A 13,405-nucleotide genomic window follows, 5' to 3' on the forward strand; every position below is an offset into this window, starting at 1 on the left:
CGCTCGTCGACAGCAACGGAGGGGCGCTTGGCGCAGGACAAGCCATTCGGCTGGGGGATCATGGGCACCGGTGCCATCGCCGGGCTCTTCGCCGCCGATCTCGACCTGCTGCCGCAGGCGCGCATCGTTGCTGCTCATTCGCGCTCCCTTGAGAAGGCGCAGAGCTTTGTCGCGCGCTTCGACGGGGCGAAGGCTTATGACGACGAAGCCGCTTTTCTCGCCGATCCCGCGATCGAGGCGGTCTATATCGCGACACCGAACCATCTCCACGCCGCGCAGGCGCTGAAGGCCATCGCGGCCGGCAAGCCGGTGCTGATCGAGAAGCCGATCGCGCTCGCCAGCGCCGATGTCGAGGCGATCTCGCAGGCGGCGGGCAAGCGCGGCGTCTTCGCGATGGAAGCCCTGTGGAGCCGTTTCCTGCCGGCGGTGCACCGGGCGCGAGAGCAGATATCCGCAGGCCGTATCGGTGCAATCCGGCGCATCCGGGCCGATCTCTCCTATCTCCATCCCGAGGGACCGGGCAGCCGCTTCTACGATCCGGCTCTCGGGGGTGGAGCTGCCTTCGATCTCGGCGTCTATCCGGTGTCGCTGACCCTGCATCTGCTCGGCGAGCCGGAGGCCGTGAGGGGAAACTGGTTCGCCGCCGGCACCGGCGTCGACCGGCGCAGCAGCTTCCGGCTGGACTATCCAACGGCGGTCGCGGAACTCTCCTGCGGTTTCGACCGGAACGGAGCGAACCGGCTCCTGATCGAGGGCGAGGCCGGCGGGCTCATCCTCAAGGCGCCATTCCTGAAGGTGCAGCGGCTGTCGTGGTATGCCGATGCCGACAAGGCAGTCGCGGCTTACGATCGCGGACCTGGTAGCCTGGCGCGTCTGCTCGACCGCTTGCCTCAGTCAGGGCGGCTCAGCGAAAGCTTCGCCTTTCCCGGCAATGGCCTTCAGTTCCAGGCGCAAGCCGTGATGGCGGCAGTGCGTGCGGGGAAGAGCGCCTGCGCGCAGATGCCGCTCGGCGAAAGCGCGGCCGTGCTGCGGATCATCGAGGCGGTAAGGGCCGGGCCGGCGGGGGCGGCCTGACCGGCTTGTTCAGTGGCGCGTGCCGCAGGTAAAGGCGCCGCAGCGGACCTTGTCGGCCAGCGTCTCGGCGAAGGTGGCGGTCGCGTCCTCGCCATAGGTCTCGACCAGCGTGCGAAGCGCCGCGAACAGCGCGGCATGGGCCATGGCGTCGGGATCGAGCCCGTCCTGCTGCGCCTCGTTGAACGCGTCCTCGACATAGCCATAGGCAACGCGGCGGACGTCGCCATGGTCCTCAGCGAGATTCGGGTCGAGCATCGTGTCGTCTGGCTGGATCGGCATCGAAACGGGACTCTTCAGCCTTCTGTCTGGCGCGAATCGCGGCGGTTCTGCCCCGGATCGCGACGGTTGGGCGATGCCCAAGACATAAGCCGTGCCAGAGCGGCACGCTACCATGGCCTTTAAGAAAGGTTAACGCGACCGGAAGAATCCGGTGGAAGTGCGCATTCCGGCAACAGCTGTTGCCTATCCGCCATAGCGCCCGGCGAGCGCGCGCGACAGCACCTCGCCTTCGGCTGCAAGTCGGGAAGAAGCCTCCTGGCTTGCCTCGGTACAGGAGCGATGGGTCAGGGAATAGGCCTTGAAGCCGCGATTGAAGGCTGAGGTTAACCGGTCGCGGCGCTGCGGCGTCCGGCCCTCGGCCTCGATCAGCGCGCTCATCCGCGCGCGCCAGTCCTGCGCCTCCCGCCCGCCGCAGAGCGTCCGGAGATAAGCCAGGGAACCCATGATCTCGGAGAGCTGCAGGAGCTGCGGCTCATAAGGCGGAGCGGTCGGTTCCGGGGCAGGCTGCTCGGCAGGCTTGGCTGCGGGCGGCTTCGCGGCCGGCTGTGACCGCTGCTGCGCCGCGGCCGCCATCGGCAGCAGCAGGAGCGCAACCAGAAGCGCCGAATGGCGAAGTCCGATTCTCATGGCGCGGGGATACCCGCGATGAAGAGCTGGTGGGCGCGGCGCAGCACGTCGCCGAGCTCGCGCGTCGTCGCCAGCCCGCCGAGCTTGAGCGGATCGGCCCACATCACCGCGCCGGCCTCAGGCCCCGTCCGCGGCTCGCCAGAGAGCCACTCGCCGATGAAGGAGGCGACGACGAAATGATGCGTCACGGCGCCCTTTGCATCGCGGCCGAAGATCTCGACATGGCGGTTGAAGCCAAGGATGCGGGCGGCGACGCCGACCTCTTCCTCCAGCTCGCGCAGGGCCGCTTCTTCAAGCGTCTCGCCGGCCTCGACCTTGCCGCCCGGCAGCGACCAGAGACGGTCGGCTGGAGGTTTCGTCCGTGTCGCCAAGAGCACCTTTCCGTTGCGGAAAACCGCGACGGAGGCTGCCAGAACCGGCCGCGCCGCGGCCCGGCCGGGCGTCGGGAAGCGGATGACCTGGCCGCCATCTCCCATCATGGCGCGGGGTTTTTGTTGGGTCGCATTTTCTTCACGCGAACCGGTATCCACTTCGCTTGAAAATGCTCACGCATCAAACGTGCTGCCCGCCATTGATGTGAAGCTCCGAGCCGGTGACGTAGCTCGACTGGTCGGTGCAGAGGAAATAGATCGCCTTGGCGACCTCGTCGGTCTTGCCCAGGCGCTTCATCGGCAGGGTCGCGACGATCTTCTCGGTCCCCGGCGAGAGGATGGCGGTATCGATCTCGCCGGGCGAGATCGAGTTCACGCGGATACCGAACGGCCCGAAATCGGCCGCCATCTCGCGGGTGAGGCTGGCGAGAGCCGCCTTGGAGGTGGCATAGGCGGCGCCCGCGAAGGGGTGCACGCGCGAGCCGGCGATCGAGGTGACGTTGACGATCGCGCCCTTCGCCACGGTGAGCTCGTCGAGCAGGCCGCGCGCCAGCATGATCGGCGCGAAGAAATTGACCTGGAAGACCTTGTGCCAGTCGTTGAAGGAGGTCGTGGCGGCGCCCAGCCGCTCGCCCTTCGAGCCCTTCGGCGAGATGCCGGCATTATTGACCAGCGCGTTGAGCTTGCCGCCCTCGGCGGCCAGCCGCTTCTTGATCTCGGCGATGCCGCGCATCGTGTCCTCGGGGTCGCCGAGATCGATCTGGACATGGTCGTCGGCGCCCGACGGCCAGGGGCATTTGTCGGAGAAGGCCTGGCGCGAGCAGGACAGGATGCGCCAGCCCGCCATGGCGAACTGCATCACCGTGGCATGGCCGATGCCGCGGCTCGCCCCGGTCAAAAGCATGACCGGGCGCTTGCCGGCTTCGGTCTTCGGGAAATCGAACTTGGGCATCGCCATGGGGCAGGTGTCCTCAGGGGTAGAAGCGCGTCTTCGTCCAGGACGTGTCGGGCGCGTCGCGGCGGAAGATGATGCGGTCATGCAGGCGGAAGGCGCCGTCGCGCCAGAACTCGATATAAGTCGGGGTGATCCGGAACCCGCGCCAGTAGGGCGGGCGCGGAATCTCGCCGATGCCGAATTTCAGCGTATAGCTCGCGACAGCCTTCTCCAGCGCGAAGCGGCTCTCCAGCGGGCGCGATTGCTGCGAGGCCCAGGCGCCGATGCGGCTGTCGCGCGGGCGGGACTGGTAATAGGCATCCGATTCGGCATCGCTGACGAGCGTCACCGTGCCGCGGATGCGGATCTGCCGGCGCAGGCTCTTCCAGTGGAACAGGGCGGCGGCCTTGGGCTGGCCGAGCAGTTCCTGGCCCTTCTGGCTTTCGGTGTTGGTGTAGAACACGAAACCGTCCGGCCCGTGGCCCTTGAGCAGCACCATGCGGCTGTTGGGCATGCCCTCGGCATCGACGGTCGAGAGCGCCATGCCGGTCGGGTCGTTTGGCTCGGATTTCGTGGCCTCGTCCAACCACTTCTGGAACAAGGCGAAAGGCTCGTTTTCCTCGGTGAAGTCACCGCTCGTTAACGGTTGCACGTTCTAATCCTCGGTCAGTGGAAATGGGCGTCGGGCGAGCGCAGAAGTGATCCGGATTCGGGCGGCTGGTTTATATAGGGCAGGGGCGGGGGCGTTCCAAAGCCTCAACCGTTGCGCAGCCCCCATGCGCCCGCTGGCTGCCGCGGTGCTGCTGGGGCTGTTCGGCGCTGGCTGTTCGGTCTCCTTCCCCATCCTCGGCCTTTCGAGCAAGAGCGAGGACGAGGTCGCCGCGACCTCGGCGATGACGACCTCCTCGGTCCTGCCGGCGCGTGGCGGCGACCGCGCCAGTGCGCTTGCGGGCCTGTCCTCCGAGCTCGGGCCGGAAGACATGCGCCGCGCCGACGGGGCGATGAGCGTGGCGCTCGATCCCCAGGGCAACGGCGCTCCCGTTTCCTGGGACAATCCCCAAAGTGGCATCAAGGGCTCCTTCATCCCGGTCGGCGGCCCTTTCCTGCGCTCCGACGAAATCTGCCGCGCCTTCATCGCCAGCGTCGAGACGCAAAGCCGGCCGGTCAAGTTGCAGGGCACGGCCTGCCGCCCTTCGGGCGGCGAGTGGGCGGTCAAGGACATGGAGCCCTGGAAGGGCCTGGGCTGAAGCTTTTCACCTGGCTTGCCTTGCCGCGAGGCCGGGTGCAGAACGGCCCCCGCCAGGTGTTGCGCACACGCCACACCGCCCCCACATTGGGCGAGGCGGACGGCTGGCGGTTCTAGCGCCGGCCGTTCGACTTTGTCTGAAAGAGGTTTTGGATGCGCGATCCCTATCAGGTTCTGGGCGTTGCCCGCGGCGCGAGCGATGCGGAGCTGAAGAAGGCCTTCCGCAAGCGCGCCAAGGAGCTGCACCCGGACCGCAACCGGGACGACCCGAAGGCGCAGGACAAGTTCTCCGAGCTCAACGCCGCCTATGAGATCGTCGGCGACGAGACCAAGCGCAAGCAGTTCGACCGCGGCGAGATCGATGCCGAGGGCAAGCCGCGCTTCCAGGGCTTCGAGGGCATGGGCGCCGGCCGGGGCGGGCGCAGCGGCGGCTTCGAGTTCAATTTCGGCCAGGGCGGTGGCGGCCATCCCTTCGGCGGTCGCGGCGGCCCGGGCGGCGGCGCGGGCGATGCCGGCTTCGACGCCTCCGACATCTTCTCCTCGCTGTTCGGCGAGGCCGGCCGGCGCGCCCGCGGCAAGCCCGAGCCGCAGAAGCCGCCGGAGCAGAGTTTCACGCTGGAGGTCACGCTGGCGCAGGCCGCGACCGGCGGCACGCGCCGGGTCAAGCTGCCGGGCGGGCGCGAGGTCGAGATCACCATCCCCGTGGGGGTGAGCGACGGCAAGGTGATGCGCCTGCGCGGGCTCGGCCAGATCGATCCGTACTCCGGCGAGGCCGGCGACGTGATGATGACCATCAAGGTCAAGCCGGATTCCCGCTTCGCGGTCGATGGCAACGACCTGCGCACCCGCGTCGCGGTGCCGCTGGCCAAGGCGGTGCTCGGCGGGCCGCTGCATGTGCCGACGCTGACCGGCGCGGTCGAGATGAACATTCCGCCGCTGACCGGCACGGCCCGGCAGTTCCGCCTGCGCGGCAAGGGCCTGAAGGGCGAGAAGGGCGCGGTCGGCGATCTCTTCGTCGCCATCGATATCGAGATGCCGGCGAGTGACGCGGAGCTGACGGCGCTGATGAAGGGGCGGGACGAAGCGAACTGAGCCGGTTCGGGCGCCGTTGCAGCCGAAAACGAGCCGCGCGGGCCACGGATCGCGGCCTTATGCATGATTCAGCCGTGGAGGCGGGCATCAAAGCGGTTCCCGTTTCCCTGCGACTGTTCTAAGAGACCTGCTCATCGTTCATCTGCGGGTTTCCCATGCCTGATTCCAACGCCGTTTCGCCGACCGCCAATCTCCTGAAGGGCAAGCGCGGGCTCGTGATGGGCGTCGCGAACAACCGGTCCATCGCCTGGGGCATCGCCAAGGCGGCAGCCGATGCGGGCGCTGAACTCGCCTTCACCTATCAGGGCGACGCGCTGAAGAAGCGGGTCGAGCCGCTCGCCAAGGAACTCGGCGGCCATGTCGTCGGCCATTGCGATGTCACCGACGGCGCCACGATCGACGCCGTCTTCGCCGAGGTCGAAAGGCTCTGGGGCAAGCTCGACTTCGTCGTCCACTGCATCGCCTTCTCCGACAAGGACGAATTGACCGGCCGCTATGTCGAGACCACCGAGGCGAACTTCTCCAAGTCGCTGCTGATCTCCTGCTATTCCTTCACGGCGATCACCCAGCGCGCCGAGAAGCTGATGCCGGATGGCGGCTCGCTGCTGACGCTGACCTATTACGGCGCCGAGAAATGGATGCCGCATTACAACGTCATGGGCATCGCCAAGGCGGCGCTGGAATCGAGCGTGCAGTATCTCGCCGCCGATCTCGGCCCCTCGAAGATCCGCGTCAACGCGATCTCGGCCGGCCCGATCAAGACGCTGGCGGCCTCCGGCATCGGCGATTTCCGCTACATCCTGCGCTGGAACGAGTACAACTCGCCGCTGCGCCGCACGGTCACCATCGAGGAGGTCGGCGAGACCGCGGTCTTCCTCGTCTCCGACATGTCGCGCGGCATCACCGGCGAGATCATGCATGTCGATGCCGGCTATCATGTCGTCGGCATGAAGGTGCCGACCGCGCCGGACATCTCCCTCGACAAGGGCGAGTGATCCCGCTTCTCGGATCGGCAGGCGGCATCCGCCTGCTCGAGCCGATGTCGATGCGATGAGTTAGCCCGCCAGCAGGGCCTTCAACCGATCCGTTGCGGCCTCGTCGCGGCGGATCGTTTCGTCTGTGGCGGCCGCCAGCAGCTCGGTGACGCTGCGCCCGCCGATCAGGCGCTGCGGCAGAATCTCGGCTAGCGGCGTCAGCACGAAGGCGCGCTCGGGGATGCGCGGATGCGGGATCTGCAACCGCGCCTGGTCGATGATCGCGTCGCCATAGGTCAGGATGTCGATATCGAGCGTGCGCGGCCCCCAGCGCTCGCGGCGTTCCCGGCCGCCGGCGCGCTCCAGCTCCAGGCAGAAGGCGAGCAGGTCCTGCGGCGGCAAGGAGGTCTCGACCAGCGCCGCCATATTGAGGAATTCCGGCTGGTCGGTCTTGCCCCAGGGCGGCGTGCGATAGATCGAGGACAGCTGGCCGAGCGTGATGTCCGGATGCGCGCGCAGCCCCTTCAGCGCCGCGGCGAAGGCCGCGACGGGGTCGCCGATATTGCCGCCGAAGGCGAGTGCGGCCTCAACCTTCACGCTGGAACCTCAGCTGGATGCCGACCGAGCCGAGCGTCGCCGGGATCGGCGGCGCCGGCTTGCGCAGGGTGACCTCGACGGCCTCGATCGTCGGGAAGGCATCGAACAGCGCCAGTGCCACGGCGCGCGCCGCGCCTTCCAGCAGGTGGTAGCGGCGGGCCGTGAAGGCTTCGGCGACGATCGCGACGGCGCGGCCGTAATCGACGGTGTCAGTGAGGCGATCGCTGGCGGCGGCGGCGCGCAGGTCGACATCGAGCACGAGGTCGATGACGAAGCGCTGGCCGAGCCGCTCCTCCTCCGAGAAGAAGCCGTGATAGGCGTAGATGTCGAGTTTCTCGATCAGGATGCGGCCGGTTTCGCTCACAGGTCTGCTTTCATGCTGTCTTCGATGGCGGCCCAGGTCTTGAGCGCGTCGATATGCGGGGCAACGTCATGGGCGCGGATGATGGCGGCGCCGCGGCTCGCGCCATAGAGATGCGCGGCGATGCTGGCGGCGAGCCGCTCGGCCGGAACCTCACGGCCTGTGATGCGCCCGAGCGTCGATTTCCGGGACGCGCCGAGCAGGATCGGGCAGCCGAGCACGCCGAGCCGGTCGAGATGGCGGATCAGGTCGAGATTCTGACGTGCGGTCTTGCCGAAGCCGATGCCGGGATCGACGACGATCTGGCCGGGCGGCACACCGGCTTGCGTCGCGATCGCGACCGAGCGCTCGAGGAAGCGCAGCACCTCCTCGAAGATGTCGAGTGAGGCGTCGATCGTGTCGCGGTTATGCATCAGGATGATTGGCGCGCCGGCCCGCGCCGCGACCTCGGCGATGCGCGGATCGCGCTGGGCGCCCCAGACATCGTTGACGATCGAGGCGCCGGCCGCGAGCGCCGCTTCCGCCACTTCGGCCTTGTAGCTGTCGATCGAGATCGGCGTGTCGATCCGCGCCTTCAGCCCGGCGATGACCGGCAGCACGCGCGCCATCTCGGTCGCGGCATCGACGGTGGCATGACCGGGTCTCGTCGACTCGCCGCCGATATCGACAATGGCCGCGCCCTCCGCGGCGAGGCGCGCGCCATGGGCGATCGCCGCCTCGGCATTCTTCAGCAATCCGCCATCCGAGAAGGAATCGGGCGTGATGTTGACGATACCCATGACGAGCGGCGTCGCGGAAAGCGCGAGGCTGCGGCCGTCGGGCAAGGTGATGGCAGGGGACATGCGGTTCCGCTGGTGATTGGCAAGGGCGCTATACACAGGCCGTGTAAATTCGGCCACAGAAAGCGGCCAATTGTCGCCATCGGCTGAAAGCATGGCTGCGGGCGGCGCAAGGGCTTTGACCCTGTCCGCGGCAGCGTGCAGAAGCCCCGCATGGTCCCGCTCTCGCTGCCTCACCGTCTCATCCTCGTCCGCCATGGCGAAACCGACTGGAATCGGGAGGGCCGGCTGCAGGGCGGTCAGGACATCCCGCTGAACGATCTCGGTCGCCGCCAGGCCGCCGAGGCCGCCGGTCGGTTGAAGGCGCTGGAGCCGGCTTACGCCGATCTCGCCTATATCGGCTCGCCGATGCAGCGGGCGCGCGAGACCATGGACATCCTCCGCCGCGAACTCGCCCTGCCGGCCGGCGAATACCGCATCGACGACCGCCTGCGCGAATTGACCTTCGGCGAATGGGAAGGTTTCACCTGGCGCGACGTCCGCAAGGCCGAGCGCGAGCAGGCGCATCTGCGCGAGCGCGACAAATGGGGCTTCGTGCCGCCGGGTGGCGAGAGCTACCGCATGCTGGCCGAGCGCGTGCGGCCGGTTCTCGAAGGATTGCAGCGCGAGACGGTGATCGTCAGCCATGGCGGCGTGGCGCGGGCGGTGCTCGCCCTGGTCGGGGCGGTGGCGCCGCGCGAGGCCTCGATGGTCGAGATCTGGCAGGGCAAGCTGCTCGTCGTCAGCGGGAACAAGGCCGACTGGCTCTGAGTTAGCACGCAGCCGGGCCGTGGCATTCATGGCCCGTTCACCCGTGATTTTGCAGGGAGAATATGCTAGCGAGACAAGCGTGATGCGGCGGCCTGCCCGGTCGGGGGGCTCACGCGGATGTCGCGATGCACAGGCGACGATTCCGGTTTTCTTCACGAGGTGCGTGATAGGGCGCCAGAGGGCCGAGGGCAGGGCCTGCCGCGGCATCAGCGACGGGCCTTTCAGCGCAGCGGGGCGCGATGAACGATATGACGAAGCTGTCGGCGGCGTCTGACGCGGCTGCTGCCAACACACTCGCCATGCTGGCAGGCGAGAAGCGGCCCGATCTGATTCGGGACGAGGTGCTGGCCGAGATTTTCGCGGCGACCGCGGCGCTGCGCCCTGACCATCCCGCCCTCACGGATCTCGAGCGGCGCCTGAGCTATGCCGAGGTCTGGGCTGCCGCTGGCCGGCAGGCCCGCGGCCTCCAGCTCGCGGGCATCGGCCCGGGCGACATGGTCGGCCTGTGGATGCCGCGCGGCATCGACCTTCTCGTCGCGCAGATCGCGATCACGCGCGCCGGCGCGGCCTGGATTCCCTTCGACGCGGAGGCGCCGGTCGAGCGCATCGCGACCTGCCTCGACGATGCCCAGGCCAAGGGCATCGTTACCTGCACCGGCTGGGCCGGTCGGGCCGAGGCGACGGAGCGCGCCGTCTGGACCCCTGAAGGCCTTGCCGCCGGTGCTGACGGAATCGAGCCGCCGGCGCGACCGGCCGGCCTGACCGCCGATCATCCGGCCTATCTGATCTACACCTCGGGCTCGACGGGCACGCCCAAGGCGATCGTCATCAGCCACCACAACATCTGCCATTTCCTGCGTTCCGGAAACGCGCTCTACGGCTTCGGGCCGGACGATGTCGCTTTCCAGGGGGCGTCGGTCGCCTTCGACCTGTCGATGGAGGAGATCTGGACGCCCTATCTCGTCGGCGCGACCCTGTTCGTCGCCTCGCCAGAGATGATGGGCGATGCCGAGAAGCTGCCGGCGATCCTCAACGAGGCCGGCGTCACCATCATCGACACTGTGCCGACGCTGCTCGGCATCCTGCCGGCCGATGTGCCCTCGCTGAAGCTGATCCTGCTCGGCGGTGAGGCGCTGCCGCCCGCGATCGTGCAGAAATGGTCGAAGCCCGGCCGGCGCATCCTCAACACCTATGGCCCGACCGAAGCGACCGTCGTCGCGACGGCGGCCGAAGTCGTTCCCGGCGAGACCGTGACCATCGGCAAGCCGATCCCGAACTACACGGCTTACGTCGTCGGCGAGGACCTGCGCCTCGTCCAGCCGGGCGAGCAGGGCGAATTGCTGATCGGCGGCCCCGGCGTGGCCAAGGGCTACCATGGCCGGCCGGAGTTGACGGCCGAAAAGTTCATCGCCAACCCCTTTGCAGGGGTCGCAGGCGAAGGCGATCCGATCCTCTACCGCTCCGGCGATGCGGTCAGCCTCGACGAGAACGGCAATATCGTCTTCCACGGCCGCATCGACGACCAGATCAAGATCCGTGGCTTCCGCGTCGAGCTCGGCGAGATCGAATCGAAGCTCGCCGACGAACCCGGCGTCGGGCAGGCCGCGGTCGTGCTGCGCACGGATGACGGCATCGAGCGGCTCGTCGCCTTCGTCGTGCCGGAGCCCGGTGTCGCGGTCGACGGCCCGGCGCTGCGCGCGGCCCTGCGCGAGAAGCTGCCGCCCTATATGGTGCCGGCGCATTTCGAGGCGGCCGGTTCGCTGCCGCGCATGGTTTCCGGCAAGGTCGACCGCAAGATGCTCAAGGCGGCGCCATTGACGGCGCCGAGCGCCGAGGGCGAGCAGGAGCCGCCGCGCAATGCGACGGAAGCCGCGCTGCTGGAGGCGGCCAAGCGCGTGCTCGGCACGGCGAGCCTGCCGCTGGAAGCCGATTTCTTCATCGATCTCGGCGGCCATTCGCTGCTCGCCGCCCGCTTCATCTCGATCGTGCGCGAGACCCCGGCCTATGCCGGCATCACGTTGCAGGACGTTTATGGCGCGCGTACGCTCAGGGCGATGGCGGCGCTTCTCGACGAGCGCGGCATCGCCGTGGCCGAGGACCTGTCCTTCACGCCGCCGCCTTTCCTGCGGCGCTTCCTCTGTGGGCTTGCGCAGGCGGTGGCGCTGCCGGTCATCATCGGCCTGGCGACCGCGCAATGGCTCGGCGTCTTCGTCACCTACATGATCCTCTCGGGCGAGGACCTGCCGCTGCTCGGCCAGATTTTCGCGCTGCTCGGCGTCTATGTCGCGATCATCGTCGTGACAGGCCTGATTGCCATCGCCCTGAAATGGCTCGTGCTCGGCCGGACGAAGCCGGGCGTCTATCCGCTCTGGGGCGTCTATTATTTCCGCTGGTGGTTCGCCGCCCGCGTCGCCGGGCTGGTCCACATCAAGTGGCTGCAAGGCACGCCGGTGATGCGCTTCTACTGGCGTCTGCTCGGCGCCAAGGTCGGGCGCGACGTCATCATCTCCGATTACGAGGCCGGCGCCATCGACCTGATCGAGATCGGTGATTTCACGACCTTCGGCTCCAAGACCACCTTCGCCAATGGCGAGGCGATCGGCGACAAGCTGGTGATCGGCCGCATCACCATCGGCAAGGACGTCTCGGCCGGCGCCTCCGTGGTGCTCGGCCACGATTCGGTAATCGGCAACCACGCTGAAATCGGCGACCTGACAGCCATTCGGCCCGGAGCCCATGTCGGCGAAGCCGAGATCTGGGACGGTACGCCCGGCCGCAAGATCGGCACGGTCGATCTCGCGGCGCTGCCGCCGCAGGCCGAGGCCTCGGCCGGCCGGCGCGCGCTGATGACGGCCTTCTACATCCTGATGCTGGTGGTGCTGCCGCCGGTCAGCCTGCTGCCGATCTTCCCGGCCTTCTGGCTGTTCGACAAGATCGACTACTTCATCGCCGGCTGGACCGATATCAGCTATCTCTGGTTCCTGCCGATCCTGACCTGGCCGACCGCGATTGGCCTGATCGCCTTCACCGTGCTGCTGATGGCTGCCTTGCGCTGGGCGATCCTGCCGCGCGTGACCTCGGGCTCCTGGTCGATCCATTCCGGCTTCTACGCCCGCAAATGGACGGTGGCGCTGGCGACCGAGGTGACGCTGGAGACGCTCTCCTCGCTCTTCGCCACCATCTATATGCGCGCCTGGTACCGTCTGATGGGCGCCAGCATCGGCAAGGGCGCGGAGATCTCGACCAACCTCTCCGGCCGCTATGACCTGACCGGCATCGGCGCTGGCAACTTCATCGCCGACGAGGTCGTCTTCGGCGACGAGGATATGCGCCGCGGCTATATGCGCCTCGACGCGACGCGCACGGGCGATCAGGTCTTCGTCGGCAATGACGCGGTGGTGCCGCCGGGCGCCGTCATTCCCGATCGCGTGCTGATCGGCATCAAGTCCAAGCCGCCCGCCAATGATCGCATGCAGCCCGGCGACACCTGGTTCGGCTCTCCGCCGATCCGCCTGCCGACGCGGCAGAAGGTCGATCTCGGCGCCGACTGGACCTACAAACCCTCCTTCGCCAAGCAGTTCGGGCGCGGCGTCTTCGAGGCGCTGCATACCTCCTTCCCGGCGATGCTGTTCATCACCTTCGGCACGATCGCGGTCGACATGGTCTTGCAGCAGAAGATCAACGAGGGCGATTGGCTCGGCCTCGTGCTCTCCTTCATGGGCGTCGCCATGGCGATCGCCATCGTTCAGGCGCTGATCTGCGCCGCCGTGAAATGGCTGATGATGGGCGTCTACAAGCCCGTGATGAAGCCGATGTGGTCGTGGTGGGCCATGCGCACCGAGGCGGTCGCGGTGATGTACTGGGGCCTCGGCGGCAAGGTGTTGTTCGACTACCTGCGCGGCACGCCCTTCCTGCCCTGGTTCCTGATGCTGTTCGGCGCCAAATACGGCAAGGGCGTCTGGCTCGACTCGACCGATATCACCGAGTTCGACTGCATCAAGGTCGGCGATTTCTGCACGGTGAACGCCCATTCGGCGCTGCAGACCCATCTCTACGAGGATCGGGTGATGAAGGTCGGGCGCGTGCGGCTCGGCAAGGGCGTCTGCGTCGGCGCCGGCGCGACCGTGCTCTACGACACCCATGTCGGCGATTACGCCCAGATCGGGCTGCTCACCGTCATCATGAAGGGCGAGAACCTGCCGGCGCATACGCGCTGGGAGGGCGCCCCGGCAGCGCCGGCGAAGGGGCCGGCGCACTGACG

General features: G+C 67.8%; 14 protein-coding genes. 6 read left to right on the plus strand and 8 right to left on the minus strand.

What is annotated here, in order from left to right; all coding sequences use genetic code 11:
- Nucleotides 1–60 precede the first annotated feature (60 nt).
- Nucleotides 61–1,074, plus strand: a complete 1,014-nt coding sequence (locus tag FHT98_RS16600) for a Gfo/Idh/MocA family oxidoreductase (protein ID WP_142115794.1) — start codon at nt 61–63, stop codon at nt 1,072–1,074.
- Nucleotides 1,075–1,083: 9 nt separating this feature from the next.
- On the opposite strand, the gene FHT98_RS16605 is transcribed toward FHT98_RS16600, so the two are convergent.
- The 5 genes from FHT98_RS16605 to pdxH all read right to left on the minus strand — a co-directional run bounded on the left by FHT98_RS16605 (nt 1,084) and on the right by pdxH (nt 3,937).
- Nucleotides 1,084–1,353 (minus strand): hypothetical protein, encoded by a 270-nt coding sequence (locus FHT98_RS16605; protein ID WP_348521636.1) that lies wholly within the window; start codon nt 1,351–1,353, stop codon nt 1,084–1,086.
- A gap of 183 nt (nt 1,354–1,536) precedes the next feature.
- Complete coding sequence (locus FHT98_RS16610; protein ID WP_091858284.1) at nt 1,537–1,980, minus strand: TIGR02301 family protein; 444 nt, start codon at nt 1,978–1,980, stop codon at nt 1,537–1,539.
- Nucleotides 1,977–2,459, minus strand: a complete 483-nt coding sequence (locus tag FHT98_RS16615; protein ID WP_282568651.1) for an NUDIX hydrolase — start codon at nt 2,457–2,459, stop codon at nt 1,977–1,979. The genes FHT98_RS16610 and FHT98_RS16615 overlap by 4 nt, the downstream gene beginning before the upstream one ends.
- A gap of 73 nt (nt 2,460–2,532) precedes the next feature.
- Nucleotides 2,533–3,255, minus strand: a complete 723-nt coding sequence (locus FHT98_RS16620) for an SDR family NAD(P)-dependent oxidoreductase (RefSeq protein WP_142115796.1) — start codon at nt 3,253–3,255, stop codon at nt 2,533–2,535.
- A gap of 67 nt (nt 3,256–3,322) precedes the next feature.
- The gene (pdxH, locus tag FHT98_RS16625; protein ID WP_113587179.1) at nt 3,323–3,937 is read right to left on the minus strand and encodes a pyridoxamine 5'-phosphate oxidase; all 615 of its coding nucleotides are present in this window, start codon (nt 3,935–3,937) and stop codon (nt 3,323–3,325) included.
- 124 nt (nt 3,938–4,061) lie between these two features.
- On the opposite strand from pdxH, the gene FHT98_RS16630 reads away from it, so the two are divergent.
- From FHT98_RS16630 to fabI, 3 genes are all read left to right on the plus strand, one after another.
- Nucleotides 4,062–4,532 (plus strand): RT0821/Lpp0805 family surface protein, encoded by a 471-nt coding sequence (locus FHT98_RS16630; protein ID WP_142114667.1) that lies wholly within the window; start codon nt 4,062–4,064, stop codon nt 4,530–4,532.
- Nucleotides 4,533–4,684: 152 nt separating this feature from the next.
- Nucleotides 4,685–5,623 (plus strand): DnaJ C-terminal domain-containing protein, encoded by a 939-nt coding sequence (locus FHT98_RS16635; protein ID WP_091858275.1) that lies wholly within the window; start codon nt 4,685–4,687, stop codon nt 5,621–5,623.
- A 155-nt stretch (nt 5,624–5,778) separates the two neighbouring features.
- Nucleotides 5,779–6,618, plus strand: a complete 840-nt coding sequence (fabI, locus tag FHT98_RS16640) for an enoyl-ACP reductase FabI (protein ID WP_061968686.1) — start codon at nt 5,779–5,781, stop codon at nt 6,616–6,618.
- Nucleotides 6,619–6,678: 60 nt separating this feature from the next.
- On the opposite strand, the gene folK is transcribed toward fabI, so the two are convergent.
- Genes folK through folP form a run of 3 tightly spaced genes read right to left on the minus strand, consistent with a single transcriptional unit; the run spans nt 6,679 to nt 8,397 of the window.
- Nucleotides 6,679–7,194, minus strand: coding sequence for a 2-amino-4-hydroxy-6-hydroxymethyldihydropteridine diphosphokinase (gene folK / locus FHT98_RS16645; protein WP_142114668.1), 516 nt, complete (start codon nt 7,192–7,194; stop codon nt 6,679–6,681).
- Complete coding sequence (gene folB, locus FHT98_RS16650; RefSeq protein ID WP_061968682.1) at nt 7,184–7,558, minus strand: dihydroneopterin aldolase; 375 nt, start codon at nt 7,556–7,558, stop codon at nt 7,184–7,186. The genes folK and folB overlap by 11 nt, the downstream gene beginning before the upstream one ends.
- Nucleotides 7,555–8,397 carry a dihydropteroate synthase gene (gene folP, locus FHT98_RS16655; protein ID WP_142114669.1) on the minus strand — a complete coding sequence of 281 codons (843 nt, stop codon included), beginning with the start codon at nt 8,395–8,397 and terminating at the stop codon, nt 7,555–7,557. The genes folB and folP overlap by 4 nt, the downstream gene beginning before the upstream one ends.
- A 150-nt stretch (nt 8,398–8,547) precedes the next feature.
- Here folP and FHT98_RS16660 point away from each other — a divergent pair, with 150 nt between their 5' ends.
- Together FHT98_RS16660 and FHT98_RS16665 are read left to right on the plus strand one after the other, a co-directional pair.
- Entirely contained in the window at nt 8,548–9,144 is a 597-nt protein-coding gene (locus tag FHT98_RS16660) for a histidine phosphatase family protein (protein ID WP_061968679.1), read from the plus strand.
- Nucleotides 9,145–9,383: 239 nt separating this feature from the next.
- A complete protein-coding gene (locus FHT98_RS16665; RefSeq protein ID WP_465246913.1) occupies nt 9,384–13,403 on the plus strand; it encodes a Pls/PosA family non-ribosomal peptide synthetase in 4,020 nt (1,339 codons plus the stop codon).
- The last annotated feature ends 2 nt before the right edge of the window (nt 13,404–13,405 follow it).

Origin of the sequence: Allobosea sp. AK1, assembly GCF_006714945.1 — a bacterium.
Classification (GTDB): domain Bacteria; phylum Pseudomonadota; class Alphaproteobacteria; order Rhizobiales; family Beijerinckiaceae; genus Allobosea; species Allobosea robiniae.